At 69.6% G+C, this 14,477-nt stretch carries 12 protein-coding genes; 9 read left to right on the forward strand and 3 right to left on the reverse strand.

Annotated features, from left to right (window positions below):
- Positions 1–2 precede the first annotated feature (2 nt).
- Positions 3–809, reverse strand: a complete 807-nt coding sequence (locus B0W88_RS01720) for an enoyl-CoA hydratase (RefSeq protein WP_198937740.1) — start codon at positions 807–809, stop codon at positions 3–5.
- Complete coding sequence (locus B0W88_RS01725; protein WP_077032920.1) at positions 806–1,597, reverse strand: enoyl-CoA hydratase/isomerase family protein; 792 nt, start codon at positions 1,595–1,597, stop codon at positions 806–808. Before B0W88_RS01725 ends, B0W88_RS01720 begins: the two co-directional genes overlap by 4 nt.
- A 130-nt stretch (positions 1,598–1,727) precedes the next feature.
- Between B0W88_RS01725 and B0W88_RS01730 the strand changes: the two genes are divergently transcribed.
- The 9 genes from B0W88_RS01730 (at position 1,728) to B0W88_RS01770 (ending at position 13,828) form a co-directional block, all read left to right on the forward strand.
- A complete protein-coding gene (locus B0W88_RS01730) occupies positions 1,728–2,333 on the forward strand; it encodes a TetR/AcrR family transcriptional regulator (protein ID WP_077032921.1) in 606 nt (201 codons plus the stop codon).
- A gap of 199 nt (positions 2,334–2,532) precedes the next feature.
- Positions 2,533–3,948: an aldehyde dehydrogenase family protein gene (locus B0W88_RS01735; RefSeq protein WP_077032922.1), complete on the forward strand. Its 1,416-nt coding sequence runs from the start codon at positions 2,533–2,535 to the stop codon at positions 3,946–3,948.
- A 24-nt stretch (positions 3,949–3,972) separates the two neighbouring features.
- Positions 3,973–5,184 (forward strand): cytochrome P450, encoded by a 1,212-nt coding sequence (locus B0W88_RS01740; protein WP_077032923.1) that lies wholly within the window; start codon positions 3,973–3,975, stop codon positions 5,182–5,184.
- Positions 5,181–5,501 (forward strand): 2Fe-2S iron-sulfur cluster-binding protein, encoded by a 321-nt coding sequence (locus B0W88_RS01745; protein WP_077032924.1) that lies wholly within the window; start codon positions 5,181–5,183, stop codon positions 5,499–5,501. The genes B0W88_RS01740 and B0W88_RS01745 overlap by 4 nt, the downstream gene beginning before the upstream one ends.
- Positions 5,502–5,710: 209 nt before the next feature.
- Positions 5,711–7,096: a DUF1329 domain-containing protein gene (locus B0W88_RS01750; protein ID WP_077032925.1), complete on the forward strand. Its 1,386-nt coding sequence runs from the start codon at positions 5,711–5,713 to the stop codon at positions 7,094–7,096.
- A gap of 33 nt (positions 7,097–7,129) precedes the next feature.
- Positions 7,130–8,869: a DUF1302 domain-containing protein gene (locus B0W88_RS01755; protein ID WP_077032926.1), complete on the forward strand. Its 1,740-nt coding sequence runs from the start codon at positions 7,130–7,132 to the stop codon at positions 8,867–8,869.
- 8 nt (positions 8,870–8,877) lie between these two features.
- Positions 8,878–9,840, forward strand: a complete 963-nt coding sequence (locus tag B0W88_RS01760) for a YCF48-related protein (RefSeq protein ID WP_077032927.1) — start codon at positions 8,878–8,880, stop codon at positions 9,838–9,840.
- Positions 9,841–9,866: 26 nt separating this feature from the next.
- A complete protein-coding gene (locus B0W88_RS01765; RefSeq protein WP_077032928.1) occupies positions 9,867–12,230 on the forward strand; it encodes an RND family transporter in 2,364 nt (787 codons plus the stop codon).
- On the forward strand, positions 12,227–13,828 hold the full coding sequence (locus B0W88_RS01770; RefSeq protein WP_077032929.1) for a GMC family oxidoreductase: 1,602 nt from the start codon (positions 12,227–12,229) through the stop codon (positions 13,826–13,828). The genes B0W88_RS01765 and B0W88_RS01770 overlap by 4 nt, the downstream gene beginning before the upstream one ends.
- A 6-nt stretch (positions 13,829–13,834) precedes the next feature.
- On the opposite strand, the gene B0W88_RS01775 is transcribed toward B0W88_RS01770, so the two are convergent.
- On the reverse strand, positions 13,835–14,477 hold a 643-nt coding region (locus tag B0W88_RS01775), incomplete at its 5' end, for a response regulator transcription factor (protein ID WP_233151591.1).

The following is a 14,477-nucleotide window of genomic DNA, read 5'->3' on the forward strand; positions in this document are numbered from 1 at the left end:
GGTCAGTAGTCCTCGGGTTTCCGTTGTCGGCCGCGAGCCATCACGGCGTCGCGGCGCTGTTCGATGTCGGCAGCCGCGAGCTGTGCGGCCCATTCGGCCGAGCGCTGCTTCTCCAGATGCAGGCCCTCGGCCAGGCTGCCGCGCAGCCCGTCGTCGATCAGCCGCTTGTAGGCAGGCAGCGCCTCGGGCAGCACGGAGGCCATGTCGGCGGCCAGCTGGAGCGCGCGCGGCAGCAGTTGCCCGGGGTCGACCACCTCGCTGACCAGGCCCCAGTCCCCGGCCCGCCGGGCGTCGAGGAAGTTGCCGGTCAGCGACAGGCTCTTGGCCCGCCCCGGCCCGATCATCCGCGGCAGCTTCTGCGACAAGCCCCAGCCGGGCAGCACGCCGACGCGCGCATGGGTGTCGGCGAACACCGCTTGCGTGGAGGCGATCAGCACGTCGCAGGCCAGCGCCAGCTCGAAGCCGCCGGTCACCGCCGCACCGTTGATGGCGCCGATGATCGGCCCGTCGAAACGCTCCATCGCCAGCACCGGGTCTTCGGCCTCGGGCTGCATGATGGAGGCCGAGACCTCGGCCGCGGCGCCCAGCTCCTTCAGGTCGAGGCCGGCGCAGAAGGCGGCACCCGCGCCGGTGAGCACGACGACGCGGACCTCCGGATCGTCCTGGCAACGCCGGAAGGCCCCCGCCAGCGCGAGCCGCAGCGCCCGGGACAGCGCATTGCGCGCCGTGGGCCGGTCCAGCGTCAGCAGCACGCAACCGGCGAAGGGGCGCTCGACGCGCAGCAGTGGCGTGTCGATCTCCACGCTCATCGCCCCGCGTAGCGCGGCCGGCGCCTTTCCAGGAAGGCGGCCACGCCCTCGGCGAAATCCGGCCCCTGAAGGCACAGCACCTGGTTGCGATCCTCCATCGCGATGGCCGCTTCCATCGACGGCGCATCGATGGCCAGGCCCAGCGCCTCCTTGCTCAGGCGCAGGCCCAGCGGCGTGGCCCGCAGCATGTCCTCGGCCATCTCGCGCGCCTGCGCCTCGATCTCGGCCAGCGGCCCGACACGGCTGACCAGGCCCAGCGCCGCCGCACGCGGAGCATCGATGAAGCGCCCGGTCAGCATGTATTCCGCCGCCACCGAGGCGCCGACCATACGCGGCAGGAAGTAGCTGAGCCCGACATCGCAGGCGCTCAGCCCGATGCGGATGAAGGCGGCGTTCATGCGCGCGTCCGGCGTGGCCAGGCGGATGTCGGAGGCCAGCGCCAGCGCGAAGCCGCCGCCGCTGGCCGCGCCCTGAACGAGGCTGATGATGGGCTGCGGACAGCGACGCATCGCCAGCATGATGTCGCGCACGTTCTTCTGCGACTCCAGCATCTCGCTGACGTCGCGGCCCGCGCCACCGTCCGCCTGCATCGCCTTCAGGTCCAGGCCGGCGCAGAAGGACGCGCCGGCACCGCGCAGCACGACAACGCGCTCGGGCGAGCGAGCGTGCAGCCCGACGAAGTAGTCCTTCAGCGCGGCGATCAGCGCGGGGTCCAGTGCGTTCAGGCGCTCCGGCCGATTCAGCGTGAGCCAGGCGACCTGGCCTTCGACGTGGATCTGCAAGTTCATGCGGCCTGATGCTCACATGCGGCTCGCAGCGCCGGTTCGTCCGAACCGACGATTTGGGCCGCCCGGCGACGACCCGCCGATGGACCCGTGGAAGAATGGCCCACCCCGGCACGCCCTGACACCCGCGTTGATGAAGACCAAGCAAGAGAAGGAAGCAACAGCAGCCCCGAAGGCCACGGTGCGCGATCGGCTCATCGCTGCCGCCTACAGCTGCTTCGACCGCTACGGCCTGCAGAAGACGACGATGGACGACGTGGCCGTCGCGGCCGGCTGCTCGCGCCAGACGGTCTACAACAACTTCGCCACCAAGGCCGACATCATCACCGCCATCTGCGAGATCGAGGCGGCCAAGCTCAACGAGACGGTCATGCGCAGCGTGCGCACCAAGCGCACGCTGGAGGGCAAGATCACCGAGAGCATCATGGCCACGCTGCGCCTGGGCATCACCAACCCCTACATCCGCCGCCTGATCGAGCCGGCCGACATCCGCCAGCGCGCCACCGACCCGAGCGACCCGATCCACGCCGCACAGCGCGAACGCTGGGCGCCGCTGCTCGTGCCTGCCATCGAGGACGGCCGCATCGCGCCGGACCTGCAGCTCGACGAGATCGTCGCCTGGCTGACGATGGCGCAGATGATGCTGGTGCTGCGCTTCGACCTGGAGCAGCTCGACAAGAGCGAGATCGAGCGCCTGGTGCGTCGCTTCATCATCGTGCCGCTGCTGCACAGGTCCTGAGCGGCACGCCTCTACAAAGCCCCTCTCGAACGCCCTTCGTCGCCCGCCCCGGCCGGTGTCGAAGGGCGTTCCTGCGTCTGTCCATCGAAGGCCGCCGCCTTCGGTGCTTTCCCTTGCTTTGGCCCGATCCAATACTTTACGCTTTACATATTTCGCCAAATGTACAAAACTGGGTCATCAAAAAGACAAGGAGACAAGCATGGATGCACCCTGCACGATGCTGATCGACGGGGAAGCCGTGGCGACCCGGCGCCAGCTCGACGTCGTCAACCCCGCCACCGGCGAGCCCTTCGCCCAGGCGCCAGCGGCCTCGCCCGAGGACCTTGAGCGCGCCATGGCGGCCGCGCAGCGCGCCTTCCCGGCCTGGCGCAGGACGGCGCAGCCCGAGCGGCGCGCCTGCGTCGAGCTTGCGGGCCGCCTGATCGCCGAACACGCGGACGCGCTGGCGCCGCTGCTCACCCGCGAGAACGGCCGGCCGCTCGCCTTCGCGAAGGAAGAGATCCTCGGCGCGGCCTGGTGGATGGGCGAACTGGCAAAGATCGAGATCCCCGTCGAGGTGACAGAGGATTCGCCGGCGCGTCGCGTCGAGGTCCACCGCGAGCCACTGGGCGTCGTCTGCGGCCTGGTGCCCTGGAACTTCCCGGTCCTGCTGGCGGCCTGGAAGATCGCCCATGCGCTGCTGACGGGCAACACGCTGGTCCTCAAGCCTTCGCCGTTCACGCCGCTGACGACACTGCGCCTGGGCGAGCTGCTGAAGGACGTGTTCCCGCGCGGCGTTCTCAACATCATTGCGGGCGGCGATGAACTCGGGCCGCTGATGAGCGCCCACCCGGGCTTCGCCAAGATCACCTTCACGGGCTCCACCGCCACCGGCCGGCGCATCATGGCCTCGGCCGCACCGCTGCTGACCCGGCTGACGCTGGAGCTCGGTGGCAACGATCCCGCCATCGTGCTGCCCGACGTGGACGTGGACGCCGTGGCGCAGCAGCTGCTGTTCGGCGCCTTCGTCAACAGCGGCCAGGTCTGCGTGGCGGCCAAGCGCATCTACATCCACGAGGACATCTACGAGCCGCTGCGCGACCGGCTGCACGCGCTGATCCTCGACGCGAAGGTCGGCGACGGCGCCGAGCCCGGCACGATGTTCGGCCCGATCCAGAACGAGCCGCAATACCGCCGCGTCAAGGCGCTGTTCGAGGAGACGCGCGCGCTGGGCTGCACGATGCTGCAGGGCGCCCCGGTGCCCGAGCACGGCTACTTCCTGCCGCTGACGCTGGTGGACAACCCGCCCGAGGATTCGCGCGTCGTCGCCGAGGAAGCCTTCGGCCCCATCGTGCCGCTGCTGCGCTTCTCCGACATCGAGGACGTGATCGCCCGCGCCAACGGCACGGCCTACGGCCTGTCGAGCTCGGTCTGGTCGCGCGACCTCGAACTGGCACGCGCCATCGGCCTGCGGCTGGACGCCGGCACCGTGCAGATCAACCAGATCCTGCAATCGACGCCGGCCACGCCGCTGGGCGGCCACAAGCAATCGGGCCTGGGCGTCGAGAACGGTCTCGACGGCCTGCTCGCGTTCACGCAGACCAAGGCCGTCTTCATGCCCAAGGCCGCGGCCTGATCACCCCATCCAAGGACACTCACCATGAGCAGCTTGCCGCCCCCCGTCCCCGACCACGTGGCCACGGCCCAGGTCTTCGACTTCGACATCTACCGCGACCAGCGCTTCGGCGAACAGTTGCACGAGAGCCTGGCCCGCCTCGGGCAGGCGGCACCGCCGCTGTTCTGGACGCCGCGCAACGGCGGGCACTGGGTGCTCACCCGGGCCGAGGACATCCAGCAGGTGGTGATGGACCCGGAGCACTTCTCGGTGCGCGAGATGCAGATCCCGCGCGTGCCGCATCCGCCGACCTTCATCCCGCTGAGCCTGGACCCGCCGGACAACCAGCCCTATCGCGCCGCGCTGATGCCGGCCTTCTCGCCCAAGGCGGTGCGCGCGCTGGAGGACAAGATCCGCCACTGGGCGCGCACGATCATCGACGAGGCCGTCGCCAAGGGCCCGAAGGGCCAGTGCGACTTCGTCTACGACGTGACTGAACTGTTCCCCGTCTCGGTCTTCATGGAGCTGATGGGCATGGACCTCGGCCGCGTGCGCGAGTTCCGCCTGGTGGCCGAGCACTTCTTCGAGAACCTCGACAACGCGCCCGAGATGGAGAAGGCGGTCGGCGCGATCGTCGGCATCATGACCGAGTACATCGTCGCCAAGCAGCGCCAACCGGACGATTCGCTGATCAGCCAGCTCTGCCAGGCGCAGATCCAGGGCCGGCCGATCGCGATGGAGGAGATCCAGAACATGTGCCTGCTGCTCTTCGCGGGCGGCCTGCACACGGTGACCAACCTCGCCGGCTTCGCCTACTGGCATCTGGCCGAGCATCCCGAGCTGCAGCGGACGCTGGTGCAGCATCCCGAGCGCATTCCGGACTTCGTCGAGGAGAGTACGCGGCTGTTCGGCGTCATCAACACGCCGCGCATCGTCGCGAAGGACACCGAGCGATTCGGCGCCAGCTTCAAGCAGGGCGAGATGCTGCTGTGCATGCTGCCGATGGCCAGCCGCGACGCCGCCGCCAATCCCGATCCCCACCGCTTCGACCTCGACCGCAAGCCGCGCGAGATCATGACCTTCTCCAGGGGCCCGCACCTGTGCGTCGGCCACTTCCTCGCGCGCTCGGAAATCCGCATCCTGACCGAGGAGTGGCTCCAGCGCGTGCCGAGCTTCCGCCTGCAGTCCGGCGCGCGCCAGGAGTACACGACGGGCACGACCTTCGGGCTCAAGCATCTGCCGCTGGAGTGGTCATGAGCCACGTGGTCTTGCGCCTGGCCTCGGGCGAACGCTGCGAGATCGCGGCGCCTCCGGGCCAGACCCTGATGCAGGCCGCCAAGTCCGGCGGCGTGCCCGGCGTCGAGGCCGATTGCGGCGGCAGCATGGTCTGCGGCACCTGCCATGTGATCGTCGACGAGGCGTGGTTCGCCCGGCTGCCGCCGCCCTGCGAGATGGAACAGATGATTCTCGAGGGCGTGCCCGAGCCGCATCCACGCGCGCGCCTGTCCTGCCAGCTCCGCATGGAGCCTTCGCTCGCCGGCCTCGCCGCCAGCGTGCCCGCGACGCAGCGCTGAAGCCACGCCGTCCCGCCCTCCGCATCGACGCGAATCGCCGATGCGGAATGCCTTCGCCCATCAAATAACCGTCTGTTTACTTGATCGCCGGTAGGCCTCGATGCAATCGTCGCTTCCGACGATGCCGCGACGAATCGGCGCTTCCTATCCTTCGCCCACTTTCGAAGCCGGCGCGGTCCGCAAAGAACATTGACCCACAGGAGACAAGCATGAGAAAGAACGCAGCAGTCCCCCGCATCGCCATCGGCCTCGGCCTGGCGTGCAATGCATGCATGGCCACGGCGGCGGTCGGCGCCGACGAGGCCGCGCAGCTCGGCCGGCAGCTCACGCCCTGGGGGGCCGAGGCCGCCGGCAACAAGGCCGGCACCATCCCGGCCTTCTCCGACGCCAAGCGCCCGGCGTCGCCCGCGTATGACGCGAAGAAGCCCGGCGTGCGGCCGGACCCGTTCGCGGACGAGAAGCCCCTGTACTCGGTGACCGCGGCCAATCTTGCGCAGTACAAGGACGTCGTGAGCCCGGGCATCCAGGAGATGCTGCACAAGTACCCGGGCTTCCGCCTGGACGTGTACCCGACGCACCGGATGCAGCGCTACCCCAAGGCGGTGATCGAGAACTCGCTGAAGAACGCCACCGCCTGCAAGACCACGCCCGACGGCCAGATGCTCGAAGGCTGCCTGCCCGGCGTGCCCTTCCCGATTCCGAAGACCGGCGCCGAGGTGGTCTGGAACCACACGCTGCGCTACACCTCGCCGTCGATGGACGCCCGCTGGAGCAGCTACACGGTGGATGCCGGCGGCGGCGTCACGCTGGTGGGCGAGTCGCCCGGCTTCTACCAGTACCCGATCTACCTGCCGGAGAACATCGGCAAGCCGGTCGGCCCCGATTCTGTCGTCTGGCGCACCTTCTACGAGAACGTGGCGCCGGCGCGCAAGGTCGGCGAGAAGGGTGTGTTCGTTACCTCGGTCGATGCGAAGAAGTACCCGGCCAAGGTCTGGCAATACCTGCCCGGCCAGCGCCGCGTGAAGCTGGCGCCCGACCTCGCCTACGACACGCCCAACCCGCAGTCCTCCGGCGGCGCGCTGATGGACGAGTCCTATGCCTTCATGGGCGCGATGGACCGCTTCGACTTCAAGCTGGTCGGCAAGCGCGAGCTGCTGGTCCTGGCGAACCCGTACCGCTTCTCCGACGGCAGCCTGCCCGTGGAGAAGAAGTACACGAAGAGCTTCCCCAACCCCGATGTGATGCGCTGGGAACTGCGCCGCGTGTGGGAGGTGGAGGCCACACTGAAGCCCGGCCTGCGCCACGCCTACAAGACCCGCAAGTTCTTCTTCGACGAGGACAGCCCCGGCTGCGGCATCGGCGAGGGCTACGACGCCGCCGGCAAGATCTGGCGCGTGGCCACCTGCGTGTACACGCCCTGGTACGAGACCTCCGACCAGGGCCACAGCGAGCTGAACTTCTTCTTCGACCTGCAGTCCGGCACCTACGTCGTCAACTCCGACACGGCCTATGGCGGCTACTTCTACCCGTCGGCACAGCCGAAGCCGCCGCTGTTCTTCACCGGCGACGCACTGGCCGCCGGCGGCGTGCGCTGAGCTCGGCATCCACCATCTGACAGGGACGAAGCAATGCAATCCTTTTCATCCTTCACCCGGAGCGCGGTGGCCGGCGCCTGCCTGCTGACCTGCGCCCTCGGCGCCCAAGCCTTCCCGATCGGCACCGACAACCCGGACCTCAGCATGCGCTGGGACAACACCGTGCGCTACAACCTCGGCGTGCGCGTGGACAAGCAGGACGAAGCGATCCTCAACAGCAGCAGCTACGACGACTCCGACGCCAAGTTCAAGCGCGGCAGCATCGTGATGGACCGTGTGGATCTGCTGTCCGAGCTGGACGTGGTCTACAGGCAGCGCTTCGGCGCGCGGCTGAGCGCCGCCGCCTGGTACGACCAGGCCTATCACGACAGCAGCGTCAAGACCGGCCCGCTGTTCGACACGCCGATCGGCAACCTCAGCTCGGCCTATCCGGACAACGAGTACACGCACTACACGAGGCGCTGGAACCGCGGCCTGTCAGGCGAGTTCCTCGATGCCTTCGTCTTCGCCGGCACCGACATCGCCGGCATGCCGCTGAACGTTCGCGTGGGCCAGTACACGCTGTACTGGGGCGAATCGCTGTTCTCCTTCGTGCACGGCGTGTCCTACGGCCAGGGGCCGATCGACATCCGCAAGGCGCTGAGCAACCCGGGCGTCGAGGCCAAGGAGGTGTTCAAGCCGCTGCCGCAGATCTCGGCGACCTTCCAGGTCAATGAGCAGCTCTCCTTCGCCGGCCAGTACTTCCTCGACTGGCGGCCCAGCGTCTTCCCGGACGGCGGCACCTACTTCGGCGTTCTGGACCCGATCTCCGGCGGCGGCGGCACCTGGCTGATCAACCCCGCGACGGCGGCCGTGACCTCCGCCGCGCTGGGCGTGCCGGTCGCCGCGGTTCCGTTCGTCAAGAGCTATGGCGACCCGAAGAAACGCGGCGACTGGGGCCTGATGGCCCGCTGGACACCCGCCGCGCTGGGCGGCGCCACCACCTTCGGCGCGTACTACCGCAAGTACACCGACAAGCTGCCGCAGCTGGTGCTGGGCGGCATCCAGGCCTCGACGCTGCCCGCCTACCCGAACGTCGTCCCCACGTCCTTCGGGCTCAGCTACCGCGACGCGCGGGCCACGCTGGCCGGCGCCAGCGTCACCACGCAGATCGCCGGCCTCAGCGTCAGTGGCGAGCTGACCCACCGCAGCAACACGAACCTGCTGATGGGCGACGCCACCTTCGTCGGCGCCGAGCCGGTCGGCGACACCTGGCACGCTTTGGTCAATGCGATCGCCTTCATCGGCAAGACGCCGGTCTTCGACAGCGCCGCGCTGACGACCGAGCTGAGCTACAGCCGCATCGACAAGGTCAAGCAGAACGCGGGCAACTTCCGCGCCTTCGGCTACGACGCCGTGAGTTGCCCGACCGCTGACACGCTGGGCTGCGCCACCAAGGACGCCTGGGGCCTGGCGGTGAAGTTCGAGCCGACCTGGTTCCAGGTCTTCGGCGGCGCCGACCTGTCCATGCCCATCGTCGTGACGGACGGCATCAAGGGCACGTCCTCGGTGCTGTTCGGCGGCTACGAGGGCAACGGCTCGTACAGCGTCGGCCTGTCGCTGTCGGTGAAGGAGAAGTACTCGGTGGCCCTGGCCTACAACGACTCCTTCGCCAAGCACCACGTCGGGCCCAATGCGCAGCTCGGCGGCGCGCCCTCGGTGACCGGCGTCGGCGGCATCGGCGCGCAGTGGGACCGCGGCTGGCTGTCGCTGACCTTCAAGACCACCTTCTGAGGCCGGCCATGGCGATGCTGATGCCTTGCATCCGGGCGGCGGGGCTGGCCCTGCTGGCGGCTTCCTCCTTGGCCGCGCCGCAGCCCTTCACCGACCCGGTCGAGCAGCAGGCGCAAATGAGCCCGCTGGCGGCCCGCTCGCCGGTGATGGCGCTGGCCCGCGCCGGCGCGCGCCTGGTGGCGGCGGGCGTGCGCGGCCACATCCTGTTCTCGGACGATGACGGCAAGACCTGGCACCAGGCGCAGGTGCCGGTCAGCAGCGACCTGGTGGGCTTGAGCTTCCCGACGCCGGCGCAGGGATGGGCCGTGGGGCACGGCGGCGTCGTGCTGCACAGCGCAGACGGGGGCAGGACCTGGCACCGGCAGCTCGCCACGGGCCGGGGCGAGCCCTTCCTGGACGTCTACTTCTGGAACGAGAAGTCCGGCTTCATCGCCGGCACCTTCGGCAGCCTGTTCCGCACCGACGACGGCGGCAGGTCCTGGCAGCCCTGGATGGACCGCATGGACAACCCGGACGGCCTGAACCTCTTCGCCGTGCGCGGCCAGGGCGAGCGCGTCTTCATCGCCGGCGAACAGGGCAAGGTCTGGCGGCTCGACCCTCATTCCCAGCGCTTCGCCATGCTCAGCACGCCCTACCCCGGCACCCTGTTCGGCCTGCTGGTGGGCGAGCCGGGCCGGCTGCTCGCCTACGGCATGCGCGGCGCCCTGCTGCGCAGCCTGGATGAAGGCGCGAGCTGGACCGCCATCAAGGCCGGCACGACGGCCGGCCTGACCTCGGCCGCCGAGGCGCCCGACGGCCGCCTGCTGCTCGCCGACTCGGCCGGCAATCTGCTGGTCAGCCGCGACGGCGGGCACAGCTTCAGCCGCACGGCGGCGCAGGTGCCGGCGCCGATCTTCGCGCTCAGCCCCGGCGCGCCCGGCCGCGTGGTGACCGGCGGCCCGATCGGCCTGCTGGGCCAGGCCCTGCCCTAACTCTGACGTTCGACGGATCAAGCTCCATGATGGCCTCCACGACGATCCCTCCCGCCGCCCCGCCCGCGCCCACCGCGGGCTCGGGCTCCCTGGTCGAACGGCTGATCTTCGGCCACCGCGCCTGGATCCTGCTGCTGTGCGGGCTGCTGAGTCTCTTCCTCGGGGCGCAGCTGCGCCACCTGGACATCAGCGCCAGCTACGAGAAGATGCTGCCGCAGGGCCATCCGTACATCCGCAACTACCTGGAAAACCGCGACAAGCTGCGCGGCCTCGACGACGCGGTGCGCATCGTGGTGGCCAACCCGAAGGGCGATGTCTTCGATCCCGCCTGGCTGGACACGATGCGCCAGGTCAACGATGAGATCTACATGCTGCCCGGCGTGGACCGCACGTGGATGAAGTCCATCTGGACGCCGGTCGTGCGCTGGACCGAGGTGACCGAGGAGGGTTTCGTCGGCGGCCCGGTGATGCCGGTCGACTACGACGGCTCGCCGGCGGCCATCGCGCAGCTGCGGCAGAACATCGGCCGCGCCGGCGTGATCGGCAGCCTGGTGGCCACGGACTTCAGCTCGACGATGATCGTCGTGCCGCTGCGCGGCACCGATGCCGACGGCAAGGCGCTGGACTATCACCGCCTGGCTACCAGCCTGGAGCAGATCCGCCAGAAGCACGAGGGGACCGGCAAGGTCGGCATCCAGATCGTCGGCTTCGCCAAGCTGGTCGGTGACCTGATCGACGGCCTGATGCAGGTGGCGATGTTCTTCGGCGTGGCCGCCGCCATCGTGGCGGGCGTGCTGCTCATGTACACCCGCTCGCTGCGCTCCACCCTGCTGGTGATCGCCTGCTCGCTGGTCGCCGTCGTCTGGCAACTCGGCGCGGTGAGCTTGCTGCACTACGCGCTGGACCCGTTCAGCGTGCTGGTGCCCTTCCTGGTCTTCGCCATCGGCGTGAGCCACGGGGCGCAGAAGATGAACGGCATCATGCAGGACATCGGCCGCGGCCTGGACAAGCTGAGCGCCGCGCGGCTGACCTTCCGCCGCCTGTTCCTGGCCGGGCTCACGGCCCTGCTGGCCGACGTGGTCGGCTTCGCTGTGCTGATGGTGGTGGACATCCCTGTGATCCGCGAGCTCGCGCTGGCGGCCAGCCTCGGCGTCGGCGCGCTGATCTTCACGAACCTGGTGCTGCTGCCGGTGCTGCTGTCCTATGTCGGCGTCAGCGAGCGCTCGGCGCGGCGCAGCCTCGATGCGCAGGCCGGAGCGGGGTCAGGTCTTGCTCACGTGTTGCAAGGTCTGACCCGGCCGCGCCCGGCCGCCACCGTCGTGGCCGCCGCCCTGGCGCTGGGCGTGGCGGGCTTCGTCGTGTCCGAGCGGCTGCAGGTCGGCGACCTCGACGCCGGCGCGCCGGAGCTGCGGCCCGACTCGCGCTACAACCGCGACAACGCCTTCATCTCGGCCCACTACAACACCTCCAGCGACGTGTTCGCGGTGATCGTCAGGACGCCCAAGGAGGGCTGCGGCAGCTACGAGGCGCTGGTCGAGGCGGACCGGCTCGGCTGGGCGCTGCGCCAGCTCCCCGGCGTGCAGACGACCGCCACGCTGGCCGACACGGTGCGCGCCTACACGATCGGTTCCTTCGAAGGCAATCCGAAGTGGCTGACGATCCCGACCAGCCAGGACATCGTCAACAGCCAGGTCACCAACGCCGGGCGCTGGAACTCGGAGTTCCTGTCGGCGGACTGCTCGATCGTGCCCCTGGTGGCCTACCTGGGCGACCACCGCTCGGCCACGCTGGACCGCATCGTCACGACCGTCAGCGCCTTCGCGGCGCAGCACAACGGGCCGGAGCGCGAGTTCCTGCTGGCCGCGGGCTCGGCCGGCATCGAGGCGACGACGAACATCGTCGTGCGCGAGGCCAACCGCCGCATGCTGCTCTACGTCTACGGTGCGGTGATCCTGCTGTGCGCGATCACCTTTCGCAGCTGGCGCGCCGTCGTCGTCGCCGTGCTGCCGCTGGCGCTGACCTCGATCCTGGCGGAGGCGCTGATGGTGCTGCTGGGCATCGGGCTCAAGGTGTCCACGCTGCCGGTCGTGGCGCTGGGCGTGGGCATCGGCGTGGACTACGCGCTCTATCTCCTCAGCGTGCAGCTCGCCGCGCAGCGCCAGGGCCTCGCGCTGGCCGAGGCCTACGGCCGCTCGCTGCAGTTCGTCGGCAAGATCGTCGCGCTGGTCGGCGTGATGCTGGCCCTGGGCGTCGTGACCTGGGTGCTCTCGCCGATCAAGTTCCAGGCCGACATGGGCATCCTGCTGACCTTCATGTTCCTGTGGAACATGGTCGGCGCGCTCGTGCTGATTCCTGCCCTCTCCCATTTCCTGCTGCGCAAGGTCCCATGAGCGACAAGGATTTCGATTTCATCATCGTCGGCGCCGGCGCCGCTGGCTGCGTGCTGGCCCACCGCCTGTCCGAATCGCCGCACTGCAAGGTGCTGCTGCTGGAGGCCGGCGGCGCCGACACGAGCCCGATGATCCACATGCCCAAGGGCATCGGCGAGGCGATGTTCGACCCGCGCCTGACCTGGCCCTACCAGCTGCGCGACAAGCACGGGCTGAACCCGCCGGCGCCCTGGGTGCGCGGCCGGGTGATGGGCGGCTCCACGTCCATCAACGGGCTGATGTGGGTGCGCGGCCAGCCGGCGGACTTCGATCTGCTGGCCTCGACGACCAGCGCCGACTGGAACTGGGCCCGCATCGGCGCCGCCTACGCGGCAATGGAGAACCACGAGCTCGGCAAGGGCGACACCCGCGGCGATGCCGGCCCGCAGCGCATCTCGATGCCGGCCCGGCGCGACCCGCTGCTGGACCGCCTGATCGCGAGCGCCACCGCCATGGGCCTGCCCGAGCAGCGCGACGTCAATGCGCCGGACAACGCCGAGAAGGTCGGCTACGCGCCACGCACGATCTGGAAGGGCCGCCGCCAGAGCGCCGCCACGAGCTTCCTTAACGAGCAGGTGCGCAAGCGGCCTAACCTGACGATCCTCTCAGGCAAGACGGTGGACCGGGTGCTGTTCGAGGGCAAGCGCGCGGTCGGCGTGCGCTGCGCCGGCCCGGCGGCCGAGGAATTCCGCGCGCGCCGTGTCATCGTCAGCGCCGGCACGATGGCCTCGCCGGGCATCCTGCAACGCTCGGGCATCGGCCCTCGCAAGCTGCTCGAAGACCTCGGCATTCCGGTCGTGGCCGACCGGCCGCAGGTCGGCCGGAACTTGCGCGAGCACTGCGGCACCGTCATGCAGTGGCGCACTCGCGGCCCGGTGCCCTCGGAGAACCGCGAATACCGCGGTCTGCGCCTGGTGAAGAACCTGCTGCGCTACCTGCTGCGCAGGGACGGCGTGATGTCCAACGCCACCTTCGAGGTCGGCGGCTGGCTGAAGACCCGGCCCGACCTGGAGCGGCCCGACGCCCAGTTCCTCGCATCGGCATATACGGCGGACTACAGCGCGACCAAGCCGGCGGTCGAGAAGCTGCCCGGCATGCAGATGGTGATCTACCCGCTGCGGCCGAACTCGCAGGGCGAGATCAACATCACCTCGCGCGATCCGCTGGCCCTGCCGGACGTGACGCTGGACTACTTCGCCGATGCCGAGGACCGCCGCCAGCTGGTCGACCTGGTGCGCTGGACGCGCCGGATGATGGCCCGGTCACCGATCGGCGAGCTGGTCGAGCACGAGACCCGGATCGGCGCGGACTGCGTAAGCGACGAGCAGATCCTGGCCGGCTACGCCCGCTGCGTGACACCGGGCTACCACGCCGTCGGCACCTGCCGAATGGGCTCGGACGAGGTTGCCGTCGTGGACCCGATGACCCGGGTGCGCGGCGTTGACGGCCTGCATGTGGTGGACCTGTCCATCGCCCCCTTCGTGCTTGCCGGCAACACCCACGGCCCGACGCTGGCGCTGGCTTGGCGGGCGGCCGACCTGATCCGCGCGCTGGACTGAACTCGTTCAGCGGATCAGGCGCAGGCGGCGGGCAATGGCCACCGCCTGCGTCCGGCTCTTCGCGTCGAGCTTCATGTTCAGGTTGCGCAGATGCGTGCGCACCGTGCTGTCCGAGACGAAGAGCTTCTCCGCCATCGCGCCGTTGGAATAGCCCTCGGCCAGCAGCTCCAGCACGCGCAGCTCCTTGCGGGTCAGCGGCTCCACCGGGGCGGACAGGGCGCCCGCATCGGCGCCCTCGTGGTCCAGCGCTTCCAGCGCCTGCGGGCCCAGGTGCTTCAGCAGGCGCTGCAGGTAGTCGATGAAGATCGGATCGCCGTCGTGCTCGGGGCCGTCCACCTCGGCCAGCACGCGCTGGATCAGCGGCGCCACGGCGGGGCCCTCGTCCAGGATCAGGCGGATGAAGCCCTCCTGGCTGGACATCTCCAGCGTGTGCCGCATCACCTCGGTGGCGCGCTGCGCCTCGCCGGCGCGCTCGCGGGCCAGCGCCATCAGCAGCATCAGCTTCAGCGCGCGGCGGTGCAGGCGGCTCTTCTTGGCTTCCTCGAACTCGTCGCGCAGCCGCGGCAGGCAGGCGGCCGCGTCGCCGAAGGCGATCTCCCAGCGCAGCTGCGCCAGCTCCAGGTAGTCGGTGTCATGCACGACCTGGCGG

Source organism: Pelomonas sp. KK5, assembly GCF_001984095.1.
Classification (GTDB): Bacteria; Pseudomonadota; Gammaproteobacteria; order Burkholderiales; family Burkholderiaceae_C; genus KK5.